The organism is Dactylosporangium sp. NPDC049140, from assembly GCF_040648435.1.
In genome coordinates, this window is sequence record NZ_JBEZDS010000008.1 from 56,662 (window position 1) to 71,135 (window position 14,474).

At 72.0% G+C, this 14,474-nt stretch carries 9 protein-coding genes; 5 read left to right on the plus strand and 4 right to left on the minus strand.

Annotated elements, in window-relative coordinates:
• Positions 1-15: 15 nt before the first annotated feature.
• Positions 16-1,575, plus strand: a complete 1,560-nt coding sequence (locus AB0B76_RS15480; protein ID WP_360375016.1) for an aldehyde dehydrogenase family protein — start codon at positions 16-18, stop codon at positions 1,573-1,575.
• Here the strand turns inward: AB0B76_RS15480 and AB0B76_RS15485 are convergent.
• Both AB0B76_RS15485 and AB0B76_RS15490 read right to left on the minus strand, forming a co-directional pair.
• Positions 1,572-2,492 carry a hypothetical protein gene (locus AB0B76_RS15485; RefSeq protein ID WP_360375018.1) on the minus strand — a complete coding sequence of 307 codons (921 nt, stop codon included), beginning with the start codon at positions 2,490-2,492 and terminating at the stop codon, positions 1,572-1,574. The two genes, AB0B76_RS15480 and AB0B76_RS15485, sit on opposite strands and share 4 nt — an antisense overlap.
• Positions 2,493-3,172: 680 nt before the next feature.
• Positions 3,173-4,450 (minus strand): MFS transporter, encoded by a 1,278-nt coding sequence (locus tag AB0B76_RS15490; RefSeq protein ID WP_360375020.1) that lies wholly within the window; start codon positions 4,448-4,450, stop codon positions 3,173-3,175.
• Between the two features lie 70 nt (positions 4,451-4,520).
• Here AB0B76_RS15490 and AB0B76_RS15495 point away from each other — a divergent pair, with 70 nt between their 5' ends.
• Positions 4,521-5,507 (plus strand): helix-turn-helix domain-containing protein, encoded by a 987-nt coding sequence (locus tag AB0B76_RS15495; protein WP_360375022.1) that lies wholly within the window; start codon positions 4,521-4,523, stop codon positions 5,505-5,507.
• 78 nt (positions 5,508-5,585) lie between these two features.
• A complete protein-coding gene (gene ggt / locus AB0B76_RS15500) occupies positions 5,586-7,325 on the plus strand; it encodes a gamma-glutamyltransferase (RefSeq protein WP_360375469.1) in 1,740 nt (579 codons plus the stop codon).
• A gap of 21 nt (positions 7,326-7,346) precedes the next feature.
• On the opposite strand, the gene AB0B76_RS15505 is transcribed toward ggt, so the two are convergent.
• Both AB0B76_RS15505 and AB0B76_RS15510 read right to left on the minus strand, forming a co-directional pair.
• A complete protein-coding gene (locus AB0B76_RS15505; protein ID WP_360375024.1) occupies positions 7,347-7,772 on the minus strand; it encodes a hypothetical protein in 426 nt (141 codons plus the stop codon).
• Positions 7,769-8,110, minus strand: coding sequence for a PadR family transcriptional regulator (locus AB0B76_RS15510; RefSeq protein WP_360375026.1), 342 nt, complete (start codon positions 8,108-8,110; stop codon positions 7,769-7,771). The genes AB0B76_RS15505 and AB0B76_RS15510 overlap by 4 nt, the downstream gene beginning before the upstream one ends.
• Positions 8,111-8,185: 75 nt before the next feature.
• On the opposite strand from AB0B76_RS15510, the gene AB0B76_RS15515 reads away from it, so the two are divergent.
• Positions 8,186-8,635 carry a MarR family transcriptional regulator gene (locus tag AB0B76_RS15515; RefSeq protein WP_360375028.1) on the plus strand — a complete coding sequence of 150 codons (450 nt, stop codon included), beginning with the start codon at positions 8,186-8,188 and terminating at the stop codon, positions 8,633-8,635.
• Positions 8,636-8,703: 68 nt separating this feature from the next.
• A complete protein-coding gene (pulA, locus tag AB0B76_RS15520) occupies positions 8,704-14,445 on the plus strand; it encodes a pullulanase-type alpha-1,6-glucosidase (RefSeq protein ID WP_360375030.1) in 5,742 nt (1,913 codons plus the stop codon).
• Positions 14,446-14,474 lie beyond the last annotated feature (29 nt).

The following is a 14,474-nucleotide window of genomic DNA, read 5'->3' on the forward strand; positions in this document are numbered from 1 at the left end:
GTCCAAGATGAACCCATGACCCGCCTCATCGTCTCGACCGTCGGGGGCCGACCGGTCACCGCCACCGAGCACCGCATCCCCTCTCTCAACCCCTCCCGGCTGGACGACGTCGTGGCCGAGGTCGCGCTCGCCGACGCCGACACCTTCGTCGCCGCCTGCCGCTCCGCCCGCCGCGCGCAGAAGGCCTGGGCCGACGTGCCGGCACCGGTGCGCGGGCGGGTCGTGGCCAACCTCGGCCGCCTGGTCGAGGCCAACTTCGAGGCGCTCGCCGCGCTCGTCACCCGCGAGGTCGGCAAGACGCTGGGCGAGGCCCGCGGCGAGGTTCAGGAGATCGTCGACACCTGCGACTTCTTCCTCGGCGAGGGGCGGCGGCTCTACGGGCAGACCGTGCCGAGCGAGATGCCCGACAAGCAGCTGTTCACGTTCCGGGTGCCGGTGGGGGTCGCGGCGATCGTGACCGCGGGCAACTTCCCGGTGGCGGTCCCGAGCTGGTATCTCGTGCCGGCCCTCCTGTGCGGCAACGCGGTGGTGTGGAAGCCGGCGGAGTACGCGGCGGGGTGCGCCGAGGCGTTCGCCGAACTGATCCGCCGCGCCGGGGTGCCCGAGGGCGTTTTCGAGGTGGTGTACTGCGACGGGCCGACGACCTACGCCGGGCTCGAGTCCGGGCTCCGTGAGCAGCTCATCGACAAGGTCGGGTTCACGGGCTCGTCCGAGGTCGGTGCGCGCATCGGCGAGCTCGCCGGGCGGCACCTGCAGAGCGCCTGCCTGGAGCTCGGCGGGAAGAACCCGATGGTCATCACCGAGGACGCCGACCTCGACCTGGCGGTGCACGGGGCCCTCTTCGCCGGCTTCGGCACCGCGGGGCAGCGCTGCACCTCGCTGGGGACGCTGATCGTGCACGACAGCGTGCTCGACGAGTTCACGCGGCGGCTCGAGGACGCGGTGCAGGGGGCGGTCGTCGGGGACCCCGCCGACGCCTCGGTGCTCTACGGGCCGCTGATGAGCGAGCGGTTCGCGGAGCGGTACGAGGGCTATCTCGAGTGGATCGAGGACCACCACCGTGTGTCGGGCTCGTCGGGGGTCGGGCGGATCACGGCGGACAACCCGCGGGCCGGGTTCGTCGGCGACCCGGCGGCCGGGCTGTTCTACCACCCGGTGCTCGTGCACGGGGTGCGGCCCGAGGACAAGGTGTTCCAGCAGGAGACGTTCGGGCCGCTGGTGGGCGTGGTGCGGTACTCGGCGCTGGAGGAGGCGATCGAGCTCGCGGACGCGCCCGGCTACGGGTTGTCGGCCGCGATCTACACCACCGATCCGCGCAAGGCGTTCACGTTCCGGCGGGGCACGCGGGCGGGCATGGTCAGCATCAACAACTCGACGTCCGGGGCGGAGGCGCACCTGCCGTTCGGGGGCAACGGGCGGTCGGGCAACGGGAGCCGGCAGTCCGGGGTCTGGGTGCTCGACCAGTTCACGCGCTGGCAGTCGATGAACTGGGACTACTCGGGGCGGCTGCAGCGGGCGCAGATGGACACGCTGACCATTTCGCCGGACCTGGATTATCGGCTCGACTCGGATTAAATCGGATATTTGCCGTAAATTCCCCATCGGGGGCGACTCGTGCTGGAGGCGGCGCGGGCGCTTCGGACGGGGGGAAGCAGTGATCTTGTCGGGAGAAGGGGGCACGGTCGACGCGCCGCGCCGCGGTGGCGGTGTTCGCCACGTGCGGGGCGTTGGCCGTGCCACAGGCGGGCTTCGCGGCCCAGGCCGGGCCGGGGTGGAACGCCGGCGCGGGAGTGGCCAGTCACGTCGATCGGGCGGCCAAGGTCGATCGGGACGGTAAGGCCGATCGGGGCGGCAAGACCGATCCGGCGGCCAAGGCTGGTCGGGTCGGGCGGAGTGATCGGGCCGGCGGGGGCGGGGCGGCCGCTGCGCGCGGTCAGGGCGGCGCGATCGGGCGGATCGGCGGCAGCGGGCTGACTGGCGTCGGCGGGCAGGTTGGCAGCAGTGGTCAGGCCGCCCGAAGCGGGCAAGCCGGTGCGAATTCGCGGGCCGGTGGGCGCGAACCGGGCCAGGGCAATCAGGTCGGCCAGAGTGGCCGGGCCGCCAAGAGTGATCTGGCCGGCGATGCCGCCACGCGCGGGATCTCGGGCTGCGCCGAGAGCGGGGGCGTCTCCGTCGGGGCGGCCTGGCCCGACCCGACGGTCGACGATCATGAGCACCAGCGTCACCGGGGTCATCATCAACCAGACGACGCAGACGCTGACGGTCGTCACCGCGGTGCCGCGGGTCAGGATGAGTCTCTCGCCGTCGACCATCACGGTCATGGACGGCAGCTCGCTGCACGTGACAATGGATCGGACCGACCACAACGCGAGCGCGGTGTCGAGCGGGCTCGGGTTCCGGTTCGACCGGCCGACCGGCGCGACCTCGTTCACGCTGGCCGGGGGGATGCTCACCGGGTTCCCCGCGCAGTGCGAGATCACGGTGGTGATCACGAGCGCGGTCGCCGGCTCGTACGACTGGCGAGCGCGCGCCGCGGGTCGAGACCGAGTGCCAGCCCTCGCTCGAGGTGGAGCTCAAGCCACAGGCGATCGACTTCACGGCGCCCGCGAACTGGTCGGTCTCGAAGCACACCGTGCCGCTCGTGGCCACGGCCGAGTCGGGGCTCCCCGTGGCGTTCACGGGCTCGACGCCCGCCGTGTGCACGGTCTCCGGGAGCACCGTGACACTGGTCAGCCCGGGCTCGTGCACCGTGCTCGCGGATCAGGCCGGCAACGGCACCTGGGCCGCGGCCACGCAGGTGCCGCACACGTTCACGGTAAGCACGCCCACGCTGGCGCCGAGTTCGGTCGTCGCCGGCGGTGGGGCAGGGCAACTTCAGCAAGCCGGTGCGGGTGCCGCCGGACCTCGTGGTCGGGGCGCACCAGCTCGTCGCCGCGGGCGTCGGGCCGAACGGGCTACCGGACCGCCTGAAGATGGCGATCACCGTGCAGGCGGCCGGCAGCGCGCTCGCGGTGACGGGCGCGCCGATCGCGGCGATGCTCCAGCTGGGCCTGGCGACCGTCTTCGGCGGCGGGGGCCTGCTGTTCGCGGCCCCGCACCAGGCGCCGGCGGGGGTAGTGGGTAAGTGGTCGAAGCGGCCGGGCCCGGAGAGGGGTCCGGCCGCTTTCCACAACTACGCCACCGCGGCGACCGCGGGAGCCGGTGCCGATGCCGGCGACTGGCGGGCCTTGAACAGCAGCAGGGACAGGGCCGCGGCCGTGATGGACAGACCGCCCGCGATGTACCAGGCCATGTCGTAGTTGCCGAGCCGGTCGCGCAGCAGGCCCGTCGAAGTCGCCGCGATCGCCGCGCCGAACTGGTGGGACGCGAAGACCCAGCCGAAGACGACGGGGCCGCTCGCGCCGAAGTACTCGCGGCACAGCGCGACTGTCGGCGGTACCGTCGCCACCCAGTCCAGGCCGTAGAACAGGATGAACACGAGCATGCTGGGCCGGACCGTGGCCGCGAACAGCGCCGGCAGCACGAGCAGCGACAGCCCGCGCAGGGCGTAGTACCAGCCGAGCAGGACGCGGCTGTCCATGCGGTCGGTCAGCCAGCCCGAGGCGATCGTGCCCGCGATGTCGAAGAGCCCGACGAGCGCGAGCAGCGAGGCGGCCGTCGGCTCGGTCATCCCGTGGTCGTGCGCGGCCGGGATGAAGTGGGTGCCGATCAGGCCGTTCGTGGTGGCCCCGCAGATCGCGAAGCCCCCCGCCAGCAGCCAGAACGCGGGCGAGCGGGACGCCATGCGCAGGGCCCCGAGGGCCCGGCGGGCCGCGCCGCCGCTGACGACCGGCGCGTCCACGGAGACGTCGGTCGCGCCGTACGCGGCCACGCCCAGCTCCGCCGGGTGGTCCCGCAGGCGCCACAGGACCAGCGGCACCACGGCGAGGGCCGCGCCCGCGACCGTCAGCGCGGCCGCGCGCCAGCCGTGGGCGTCGGTGAGCAGGGCCAGCAGCGGCAGGAAGACGAGCTGGCCGGCCGCGCCGCCGGCGGTGAGCACGCCGGTGACCAGGCCGCGGCGCTTCACGAACCAGCGGCCGGTGACGGTGGCCACGAAGGCGAGCGCCATCGAGCCGGTGCCGAGGCCGACGAGCACGCCCCACAGGGCGATGAGCTCCCAGCTGTGCTTCATGAACACCGTCAGGCCGCTGCCGGCCGAGACGAGCAGCAGCGCGTACGCGACGACCCGGCGGACGCCGAAGCGCTCCATCAGCGCGGCGGCGAACGGGGCGGTCAGGCCGAACAGCAGCAGGTTGATCGACACGGCCAGCGAGATGGTGCCGAGCGACCAGCCGAACTCGTCGTGCAGCGGATGGATGAGCACGCCCGGGGTCGCGCGGAAGCCCGCGGCGCCGACGAGGGCGACGAACGCGACGGCGGCGACGAGCCAGGCCGGGTGCAATCTCTTCACGAGACTATTGCAGCGGATTCGGTACCGGAGAACGAGTGGCCCGAAAGCCAACGTGCGCAAGAATTGAGCCATGACCGAGCAGCACCTCGTGGCCGTAATCGCGCTCGACGGCGTGGTGTCCTTCGACCTGGGTACGCCGACGCAGATCTTCGGCACCGCCCGGGACGAGACCGGGCACCGGAAGTACCAGATCGCCGTCTGCAGCCCCGGAGGGCTTCCGGTCGAGACGTCGGCCGGCTACAAGGTCGTGCCGGAGCACGGGCTGGAGATCCTGGAGCGCGCCGAAACCGTGGTCGTGGCCGGGATTCACCGCGGCGACCCGGTCGAGCGCGGCACCCTGGACCCCACCGTCGCCCGGGCGCTGCGGAGCGCCCACGAGGCCGGCAAGCGGGTCATGTCGATCTGCACGGGCGCGTTCGTGCTGGCCGCGGCGGGGCTGCTGGACGAGCGCCCGGCGACGACGCACTGGTGGTGGGCGGAGCGGTTCCGGGAGTTCTTCCCGCAGGTCAAGCTCGACGCCGACGTACTCTTCGTAGACGACGGCGACGTGCTGACCAGTGCCGGGGTCGGGGCCGGCATCGACCTGTGCCTGCACGTGGTGCGCACCGACTTCGGCAGCGAGGTCGCCAACCGCGCGGCCCGGCGCAGCGTGGTGCCGCCGTGGCGCGACGGCGGGCAGGCGCAGTACATCGAGCGCCCCCTGTCCCGTCCCGCCGACGCCACGCTGGCCGCCACCCGTTCGTGGGCGGCCGAGCGGCTGGATGCGCCGTTGTCCCTGCAGGACCTGGCCGCGCACGCCAACATGAGTGTGCGCACGTTCACCCGCCGGTTCCGCGAGGAGACCGGGGTGAGCCCGGCGCGCTGGCTGCTGCAGCGGCGGGTCGACCACGCCCGCGCCCTGCTGGAGAGCACCAACCTGCCGGTCGAGGTGGTCGCGCGCCGCTCCGGCCTGGGCACGGCCGCGGGGCTGCGCCAGCACCTGCAGAACACGATAGGGGTCGCCCCCAGCGCCTACCGCCGGACCTTCCGGGTTGTGCCGGAGGGCGTCGGCGGGTAGGCAGGGATGAGCGATCGCCGTCGATCTCTCTGGGAGGTACCCGTGCGAAGGCTCATCCCCCTGCTACTCGTCCCGGTCCTGCTCGTCCCCGCGGTCCCCGCGGCCGCCGCGAGCACGAACGGGCCCACCGCGACCGGGTACGGCGGCGCGGTCGCGTCCGTCGACCCCACCGCCACCGCGGCCGGCCTCAGGGTCCTGCGCGACGGCGGCAACGCGGTCGACGCCGCGCTCGCGGTCGCGGCCACGCTGGGCGTGACCGAGCCCTTCTCCTCCGGCATCGGCGGCGGCGGGTTCTTCGTGTACTACGACGCCCGCACCGGTCGCGTCTCCACCCTCGACGGCCGGGAGGCCGCGCCGCAGTCGATGGGCGCGACCGCCTTCGTCGACCCGGCCACCGGCCAGCCCCTTGCCTTCCAGGAGGCCCGCGTCAGCGGGCTGTCCGCGGGCGTACCGGGATCCCTCGCGACCTGGCAGGAGGCGGCCCGGCGCTGGGGCTCCCGCCCGCTCGCGGCCGCGCTGCGCCCCGCCGCCCAGGTCGCCCGCGACGGCTTCACCGTCGATGCGACATTCAACCAGCAGGTCAAGGACAACGCCGCCGCGTTCGCGCAGTTCGGGCCGACGGCCCAGCTGTTCCTGCCCGGCGGCGCCCCGCCCGCCGTCGGCAGCACGCTGCGCAACCCCGACCTGGCCGCGACCTACGACCTCGTCGCCCGCCGCGGCACCGGCGTCTTCTACAGCGGCGACGTCGGCCGGGACATCGTCTCGACCGTGCAGCACCCGCCGGTGGCCGCGAACCCGGGCCAGGCCTGGCAGTACCCGATCCGCCCCGGCGGCATGACGATCGACGACCTGCGCGCCTACGACGTGCGCAACCCGGCGCCGACCCGGATCTCGTACCGCGGCTACGACGTCTACGGCATGGCGACGCCGTCCTCCGGCGGCTCCACCGTCGGCGAGGCGCTGAACATCCTCGAGCGCTCCAACCTGTCGAAGCTCGAGAAGACCCAGGCGCTGCACCGGTACCTCGAGGCGAGCGCCCTGGCCTTCGCCGACCGCAACCGGTACGTCGGCGACTACACGCCCCGGCCGCTGCTCGACGCGCTGCTGACCGACGGCTTCGCGGGCGAGCGGGCCTGCCAGATCGATCCGGCGAAGGCGCTCGCCAAGCCGGTGCCGCCGGGCAACCCCGACGGGCGTTACGACCGTCACTGCGCCACCGCGCCGGGCGGGGCGAGCCCCGACAAGGGCCAGTCGACGACCAACCTGACGGTGGCCGACAAGTGGGGCAACGTCGTGGAGTACACCCTGACCATCGAGCAGATCGGCGGCAACGGGATCGTGGTGCCGGGCCGCGGCTTCCTGCTGAACAACGAGCTGACCGACTTCAACTTCACGAACACCCAGGGCACCGCGGACGACCCGAACCTGCCCGGCCCGGGCAAGCGGCCGCGCAGCTCCATGGCCCCGACGATCGTGCTCCAGCACGGCAAGCCGTTCCTCGCGGTCGGCTCGCCGGGCGGATCGACGATCATCACCACCGTGCTGCAGATCCTGGTCAACCGCCTTGACCTCGGCATGAGCCTGCCGCAGGCGGTCGCGGCCCCGCGCGCCTCGCAGCGCAACAGCGCGAACGTCACCGCGGAGCCGGCGTTCATCGCCTCGCCCGAGGGCACCGCGCTCGCCGGGCTCGGCCACACGTTCACGCCGATGGCCGAGATCGGCGCGGCCACCGCCATCGAGTTCCTGCCCCACGGCAAGCTCCTGGCCTGCGCCGAGCCCGTCCGGCGGGGCAGCGGCTCGGCCGGCACCGTGCACTGAGCGCGGGCGCGGATCGCCTCTTTACGAAGGGGCGATCCGCGTCGGCGGGACGTCCGCGGGCACCCCGGTCGACGTGGACCCGCCGTAGAACGCCAGGAAGCCGATGGCCAGCACGCCCACCACGCACAGCGACGCCACCGCGGCGATGGTGATGATGACCCAGATCAGCGCGGCCGACTTCTTCTTCGGCTCGATGAGGATCGGCGCGGAGTGCGGATCCTCATCGAGCCGGGCCTCCGCGGCCACCTCGTCGGGGTCGCCCAGCAGCTCGAGGATCGAGCGCACCTCGACCTCGGTCTCCTCGCCCGGCGCGATCTCGGCGCGCTTGGCCGAGATGTGCTCGGACAGGTCGGCGAGCAGCTCGGCGCGCCGGTTCGCGGGGACGCCGGCCAAGGCCTGCTCGACGGCGCGAAGGTAGTCGTTGACCAGGTCATCGTAGGTGTTCATGCCGCCCTCGTTCCGACAATTCGGTCAACTGTTGTGCGGAACGCCGCCCACTCCTCGCGGAAGTGCCGCAGCGCCGCCCGGCCGTGCTGGGTGAGGGCGTAGTAGCGCCGGGGCGGTCCGCTGGGGGACTCGCGCCAGGTCGTCTCGACCCAGCCGGCGCGGCGCAGGCGGGCGAGCATCGGGTACAGCGTGCCCTCGCTGGTGGTCAGGGTCCGCTCCGCACCCAGGCGGCGGACGAGCTCCACGCCGTACTGCTCCTCCTGCTCCACGAGGGCCAGCACGCAGAACTCCAGGGTGCCGCGGCGCAGCGCCGTCGACAGCGAGCCGGGTGCTTCCATGTCTGGCACAGTACCTTGTGTCGCAAGGTAGTAACAGGAGCGAAATCGTTTTCTGAACATGCAAAAATAAACGTCATGACCCGCTGGCTCGACGAGGAAGAGCAGGCCGCCTGGCGCGCCTTCTACAGCTCGACCACGCTGCTGATCGACCGGCTCGACCGCGAGCTCCAGCACGACGCCGGCATGCCGCACGCCTACTACGAGATCCTGGTCGTGCTGTCGGAGTCCCAGGGTCGCTCGCTGCGCATGAGCGAGCTGGCGATCAAGACGCGCTCGTCGCGCAGCCGCCTCTCGCACGCCGTCACCAAGCTCGAGGCCCGGGGCTGGGTCAAGCGCCGCGACTGCGACGACGACAAGCGCGGGCAGTTCGCCGATCTCACCGAAGAGGGCTTCGCCGCGCTCGAGGCCGCGGCGCCCGGGCACGTCGAGACGGTCCGGACCCACCTGTTCGACCCGCTCACCCCACAGCAGGTCGAGCAGCTGAAGCAGATCAGCGACGCGATAAACGTGACGCTCAAATCCTAGCTGTCAAGCCTTGTAAGGATCTCCATCGGTCGATACGGTGCCCACCTCGCCAGAGAGGTAGGCCCGCCATGCCGTCCGCCAAGCACCTGACCTTAGGCATCCTCACGACCCTCGCCCTGCTCGCCGCGGTGCCGGGGGACAACCCGCGCACACCGGACGCCCCGCAGCGTCCGACGAGCTACTCACCCGAGGGCGTGCCGCAGTGGGCCGCTGAGCCGTCGATCGCGAGCCTGCTCGACAACGCGGCCAAGAACGGCAAGGCCAAGCGCGCCGAGCAGTTCTACTTCGTGCTCGCCGACCGCTTCGCCGACGGCGACCCGGGCAACAACACGGGCGGACTGGGCGGCGACCGGCTCAGCACCGGCTACGACCCCACCGACAAGGGCTTCTACCACGGCGGCGACCTCAAGGGCGTCATCGACAAGCTCGACTACATCCAGGGCCTGGGCACCACCGCGATCTGGCTCGCGCCGGTGTTCAAGAACCGCCCGGTGCAGGGCAGCGGGGCCGACGTCTCGGCCGGGTACCACGGCTACTGGATCACCGACTTCACCCAGATCGACCCGCACTTCGGCACCAAGGAGGACCTCGAGGTCCTCACGCGCAAGGCGCACCAGCGCGGGATCAAGATCTACCTCGACGTCATCACCAACCACACCGCCGACGTCATCCGCTACGCGCAGAACCAGTACACGTACCGCGACAAGACCGACTACCCGTACAAGGACGCCAACGGCAACAAGTTCGACGACAGCAACTACGCCGACGGCACGCACGGGTTCCCGCCGGTCAACGCGCAGTCGTTCCCCTACACGCCGGTCTTCCCGAGCGAGAGCGACAAGACGGTCAAGCAGCCGGCCTGGCTCAACGACCCGACGATGTACCACAACCGCGGCGACTCGACGTTCAGCGGGGAGAACGCGGAGTACGGCGACTTCTTCGGCCTCGACGACCTGTGGACCGAGCGGCCCGAGGTCGTCAAGGGCATGACGAAGATCTACTCGGACTGGGTCCGCGACAGCGGCATCGACGGGTACCGCATCGACACCACCAAGCACGTCGACCTGCCGTTCTGGCCGCAGTTCGTGCAGGGCGTCGAGTCCGCGGCCGAGAAGGCCGGCAAGCCGGACTTCTTCATGTTCGGCGAGGTGTACGACGCGAACCCGGCATTCGACTCGCAGTACGTGCGCAAGGGCCGGCTCCCGGCGACCCTGGACTTCCCGTTCCAACAGGCCGCGGCCGACTTCGTGGCCAAGGGCGGCTCGGGCCAGGAACTCGCCGACATGTACGCCCAGGACGACATGTACACCTCGGCCGGCACGAGCGCGCAGTACCTGCCGACCTTCATCGGCAACCACGACATGGGCCGCATCGGGTACTTCGTCGCCACCGGCGGCACCGACCCGGCCACACACGTGCGCCGCGACGAGCTCGGCCACGAGCTCATGTTCCTCACCCGTGGCCAGCCGGTCGTGTACTCCGGCGACGAGCAGGGCTTCACCGGCGCCGGCGGGGACAAGGACGCGCGGCAGGACATGTTCGCCACGAAGACCGCGGACTACCTCGACGACGACCTCCTCGGCACCGACACCACCCACGCGGTCGCGCACTACGACACGAACCACCCGATCTACCGGACCATCGCGAGCCTGGCCGACCTGCGCGAGCACAACCCCGGCCTGCGCCAGGGCGTGCAGGTGACGCGCTACGCCGACCAGAACGTCTTCGCCTTCTCCCGCATCGACCCGGACCAGCGGGTCGAGTACGTGGTGGCCAGCAACAACGGCACCGGCACGAAGACGGTCACGATCCCGACGTCGATGGCGAGCACCACGTTCGACCAGCTCTACCCGAGCACCGGCGCCATCGCCGCGACCGCGGGCAACGGCGGGCTCCAGCTGAGCATCCCGGCGCTGACCACGTTGGTGTTCAAGGCGCGGGGCCAGATCGCGAAGGCGACCGCCCAGCCGCAGATCACCCTGGCCGTGGACCCCGCCCCGGCGGGCGTCGCGCAGGTCAGGGCGAGCGTCACCGGCGACCCGCTGTCCACCGTCACGTTCGCGGCGCGGGCCGGCGACGGCGCCTGGAAGCTGCTCGGCACCGACCAGGCCGGCCCGTACGCGGCCTACCACGACCTCGACGGGCTCGCGGCCGGCACGAAGCTCGAGTACAAGGCCGTGGTTCGCGACGGCTCAGGACGTACCGCCGAAGCCCGGATCACCACGAAGGTCGGCACGCCGCCGAGCGCCGCGTCGGCCGACTACGCCGTCGTGCACTACCAGCGGCCGGCGGGCGGTTACGACGACTGGAGCCTGTATGCCTGGGGCGACATCCAGGACCCGATGAGCTGGCCGGCGGGCGCGTCATTCGCCGGAGAGGACTCGTACGGACGCTTCGCATGGGTCAAGCTGAAGCCGGGAGCCACGAACATGGGCTTCCTGGTCGTCGACCACAACGGCGTCAAGGACGTCGAGGCCGACCGATCGCTCGACCCGACGAAACATCCGGAGATCTGGCTCAAGCAGGGAGATGCGACCATCTACACCTCCGAGGCGGCCGCCACCGGCAGCGTTTCGATCCACTACGGGCGCCCGGACGGCAACTACGCCGGCTGGGGCCTGCACCTGTGGGGCGACGGCCTCGCCCCCGGCACCGCGACCGACTGGCCGAGTCCGCGCCCCCCGGACGGGGTGGACTCGTTCGGCGCCTACTGGCACGTGCCCGTCGCCGACCCGTCCAAGCCGGTCAACTTCATCGTGCACAACGGCGACACCAAGGACCCGGGCGCGGACCAGTCCGTGCTGCCCAGCGTCCGGGGCGAGGCGTGGGTGCGCTCCGGCGAGGCGGCCGTGCACCCGACCCGGGCCGCGGCCGAGCACACCGCGGTGCTGCACTACCGCCGCCCGGCCGGCGACTACGACGGCTGGGGCCTGCACGTGTGGACGGGCGCGGCGACCGGCACCGACTGGGGCAGCCCGCTGCCGCCGTCGGGCACCGACGCCTTCGGGGTGACCTTCACGGTGCCGCTGGCTGACAACGCCCCGCTGCTCAACTACATCGTGCACAAGGGCGACACCAAGGACCTGCCCGCCGACCAGGCGCTGGACCTCGTCACCGTCGGGCACGAGGTGTGGATCCTGTCGGGGCAGGAGAAGTACCTGCTGCCGATCCCGGCCCAGGGCACGCCCGACACCGACGTGACCAAGTCCAAGGCGGTCTGGATCGACCGGAACACGGTCGCGTGGCGGGCCGGCCCGACCGACGGGCACAGCTACGAGCTGTGGTCCGCGCCGGCCGGCGGGCTCACCGTCGTCGACGGGCAGGTCGTCGGCAATGCCACGAAGCTCGGGATGACCGCGGTGCCGGGCAACCTCACCGAGACCCAGCGGGCGAAGTTCCCGCACCTGTGGGCGTACCAGACCTTCCACGTCGACGGGGACCGCGACGCGTTCACCGCGGCCCTGCGCGGGCAGGTCGTGGCGGTCGAGCGCGACGCGTCCGGGCAGGTCACCGAGGCGACCGGGGTGCAACTGGCCGGCGCCCTCGACGACCTCTACGGCGCCGCGGTGAGCGCGCGGCTGGGCCCGGCGTTCGACGGCGGGCGGCCGGGCGTGAGCGTCTGGGCGCCGACCGCCCAGACCGTGGCGCTGGAGCTGTACCGCGACGTCAAGCAGCCGCCGCAGATCATGGCCATGCGCCGCGACGAGCTTACCGGCGTGTGGTCGGTGAGCGGCGACAAGAGCTGGAAGAACCTTTACTACAAGTTCCGGGTCACGGCGTACCAGCCGGCCGTGCGCGCGGTCACCACGGCGAGCGTCACCGACCCGTACTCGGTGTCCCTGGCCGCCAACGGCACCCACAGCCAGCTCACCGACCTGTCGGACTCGGCGCTGCGCCCGTCCGGCTGGGGCGACCTGCGCAAGCCGCCGGCCCCGGCGCGCCCGCAGATCACCGAGCTGTCGGTGCGCGACTTCTCCATGGCCGACGAGACCGTGCCGGCCGCGCAGCGCGGCACCTACCTCGCCTTCGCCCAGCCGCAGTCGGCCGGCATGCAGCACCTGCGGCAGCTGGCCCAGGCCGGCACGTCGTACGTGCACCTGCTGCCGGTCTTCGACATCGCCACCATCCCCGAGGTGCGCGCCGACCAGGCCCAGCCGCCGTGCGACCTCGCCGCGCTGCCGCCGGACTCCGCGCAGCAGCAGGCGTGCGTCGCGCAGGTGGCCGACCGGGACGGCTACAACTGGGGCTACGACCCGTTCCACTACAACGCGCCCGAGGGCTCGTACGCGACCGACCCGCAGGGCACCCCGCGGATCACCCAGTTCCGCCAGATGGTCGCGGGGCTGAACAACGCGGGCCTGCGCGTGGTCATGGACGTCGTGTACAACCACACCACCGCGGCCGGCACCGACCAGTACTCGGTGCTCGACCAGATTGTGCCCGGCTACTACCAGCGGCTGCTCGACGACGGCACCGTCGCCAACTCCACCTGCTGCGCCAACACCGCGCCGGAGAACGCGATGATGGGCAAGCTCGTGGTCGACTCGATCGTGCAGTGGGCCAAGCAGTACAAGGTCGACGGCTTCCGCTTCGACCTGATGGGCCACCACCCGAAGGCGAACATCCTCGCCGTCCGGGCCGCGCTCGACCAGCTCACGGTGGCCAGGGACGGGGTCGACGGGAAGAAGATCCTGCTGTACGGCGAGGGCTGGAACTTCGGCGAGGTCGCCGGCGACGCCCGGTTCGTGCAGGCCACCCAGGCCAACATGGCCGGCACCGGCGTGGGGACGTTCAACGACCGGCTCCGCGACGCGGTGCGCGGCGGCGGCCCGTTCGACGGCAACCCGCACCTCCAGGGCTTCGCCACCGGCCTGTACACCGACCCCAACGGGGACCCGGTCAACGGCAGCGCCGAGGAGCAGAAGGCCCGGCTGCTGCACTACCAGGACCTCATCCAGGTGGGGCTCACCGGGAACCTGGCCGCGTACGAGTTCACCGACTCGGCCGGGCACCGCGTCACCGGCGCGCAGGTCGACTACAACGGCTCGCCGGCCGGGTACACGCGCTCGCCGAGCGAGGCGGTGACGTACGTCGACGCGCACGACAACGAGATCCTCTACGACGCGATGGCGTACAAGCTGCCCGCCGGCACGACCGCCGAGCAGCGGGCCCGGCTGCAGGTGCTGGCGCTGGCCACGACGATCCTCGGGCAGGGCACCGGGTTCGTCACGGCCGGCTCCGACCGGCTGCGCTCGAAGTCCCTGGACCGCAACTCGTTCAACTCCGGCGACTGGTTCAACCAGATCCGCTGGGACTGCGCCGACGGCAACGGCTTCGGGGCCGGGCTCCCGCCCGCCGCGGACAACCAGGACAAGTGGCAGTACGCGCAGCCGCTGCTGGCGAACCCGGCGCTCGTGCCGGGCTGCGCCGCGGTCGACCTGACCTCGGCGCGCTTCCAGGAGCTGCAGCGCATCCGGGCCGGCTCGCCGGTGTTCTCCCTCAGCACGGCGGCGCAGGTGCAGCAGCGGCTGAGCTTCCCGCTGTCGGGGCCGCAGGCCACCCCGGGCGTGATCACCATGGTGCTCGACGCGCGCGGGCTGGACGGCCACTGGCGGTCGCTGGTGGTCGTGTTCAACGCCGGCGCGGTGGCCACGACCCAGACGGTGCCGGCGTACCGCGGGGCGCGTGTCTCGCTGCACCCGGTCCAGGCCGCCTCGGCGGACCCGGTGGCCCGGCAGTCCACATTCGACAGCGCCCACGGAGCGTTCACGGTGCCGGCACGGACGGTGGCGGTGTTCGTACAGGAATGAGATGAGCGCGGCGGGGTAACCACCTCTGC

Excerpts from the sequence above, each read along its gene's own strand:
- AB0B76_RS15510 (WP_360375026.1), bottom strand. The coding sequence starts at position 8,110 with ATGGAAGCACCCGGCTCGCTGTCGACGGCGCTGCGCCGCGGCACCCTG.
- AB0B76_RS15495 (WP_360375022.1), top strand. The coding sequence starts at position 4,521 with ATGACCGAGCAGCACCTCGTGGCCGTAATCGCGCTCGACGGCGTGGTG.
- AB0B76_RS15515 (WP_360375028.1), top strand. The coding sequence starts at position 8,186 with ATGACCCGCTGGCTCGACGAGGAAGAGCAGGCCGCCTGGCGCGCCTTC.
- AB0B76_RS15480 (WP_360375016.1), top strand. The coding sequence starts at position 16 with ATGACCCGCCTCATCGTCTCGACCGTCGGGGGCCGACCGGTCACCGCC.
- AB0B76_RS15505 (WP_360375024.1), bottom strand. The coding sequence starts at position 7,772 with ATGAACACCTACGATGACCTGGTCAACGACTACCTTCGCGCCGTCGAG.
- pulA (WP_360375030.1), top strand. The coding sequence starts at position 8,704 with ATGCCGTCCGCCAAGCACCTGACCTTAGGCATCCTCACGACCCTCGCC.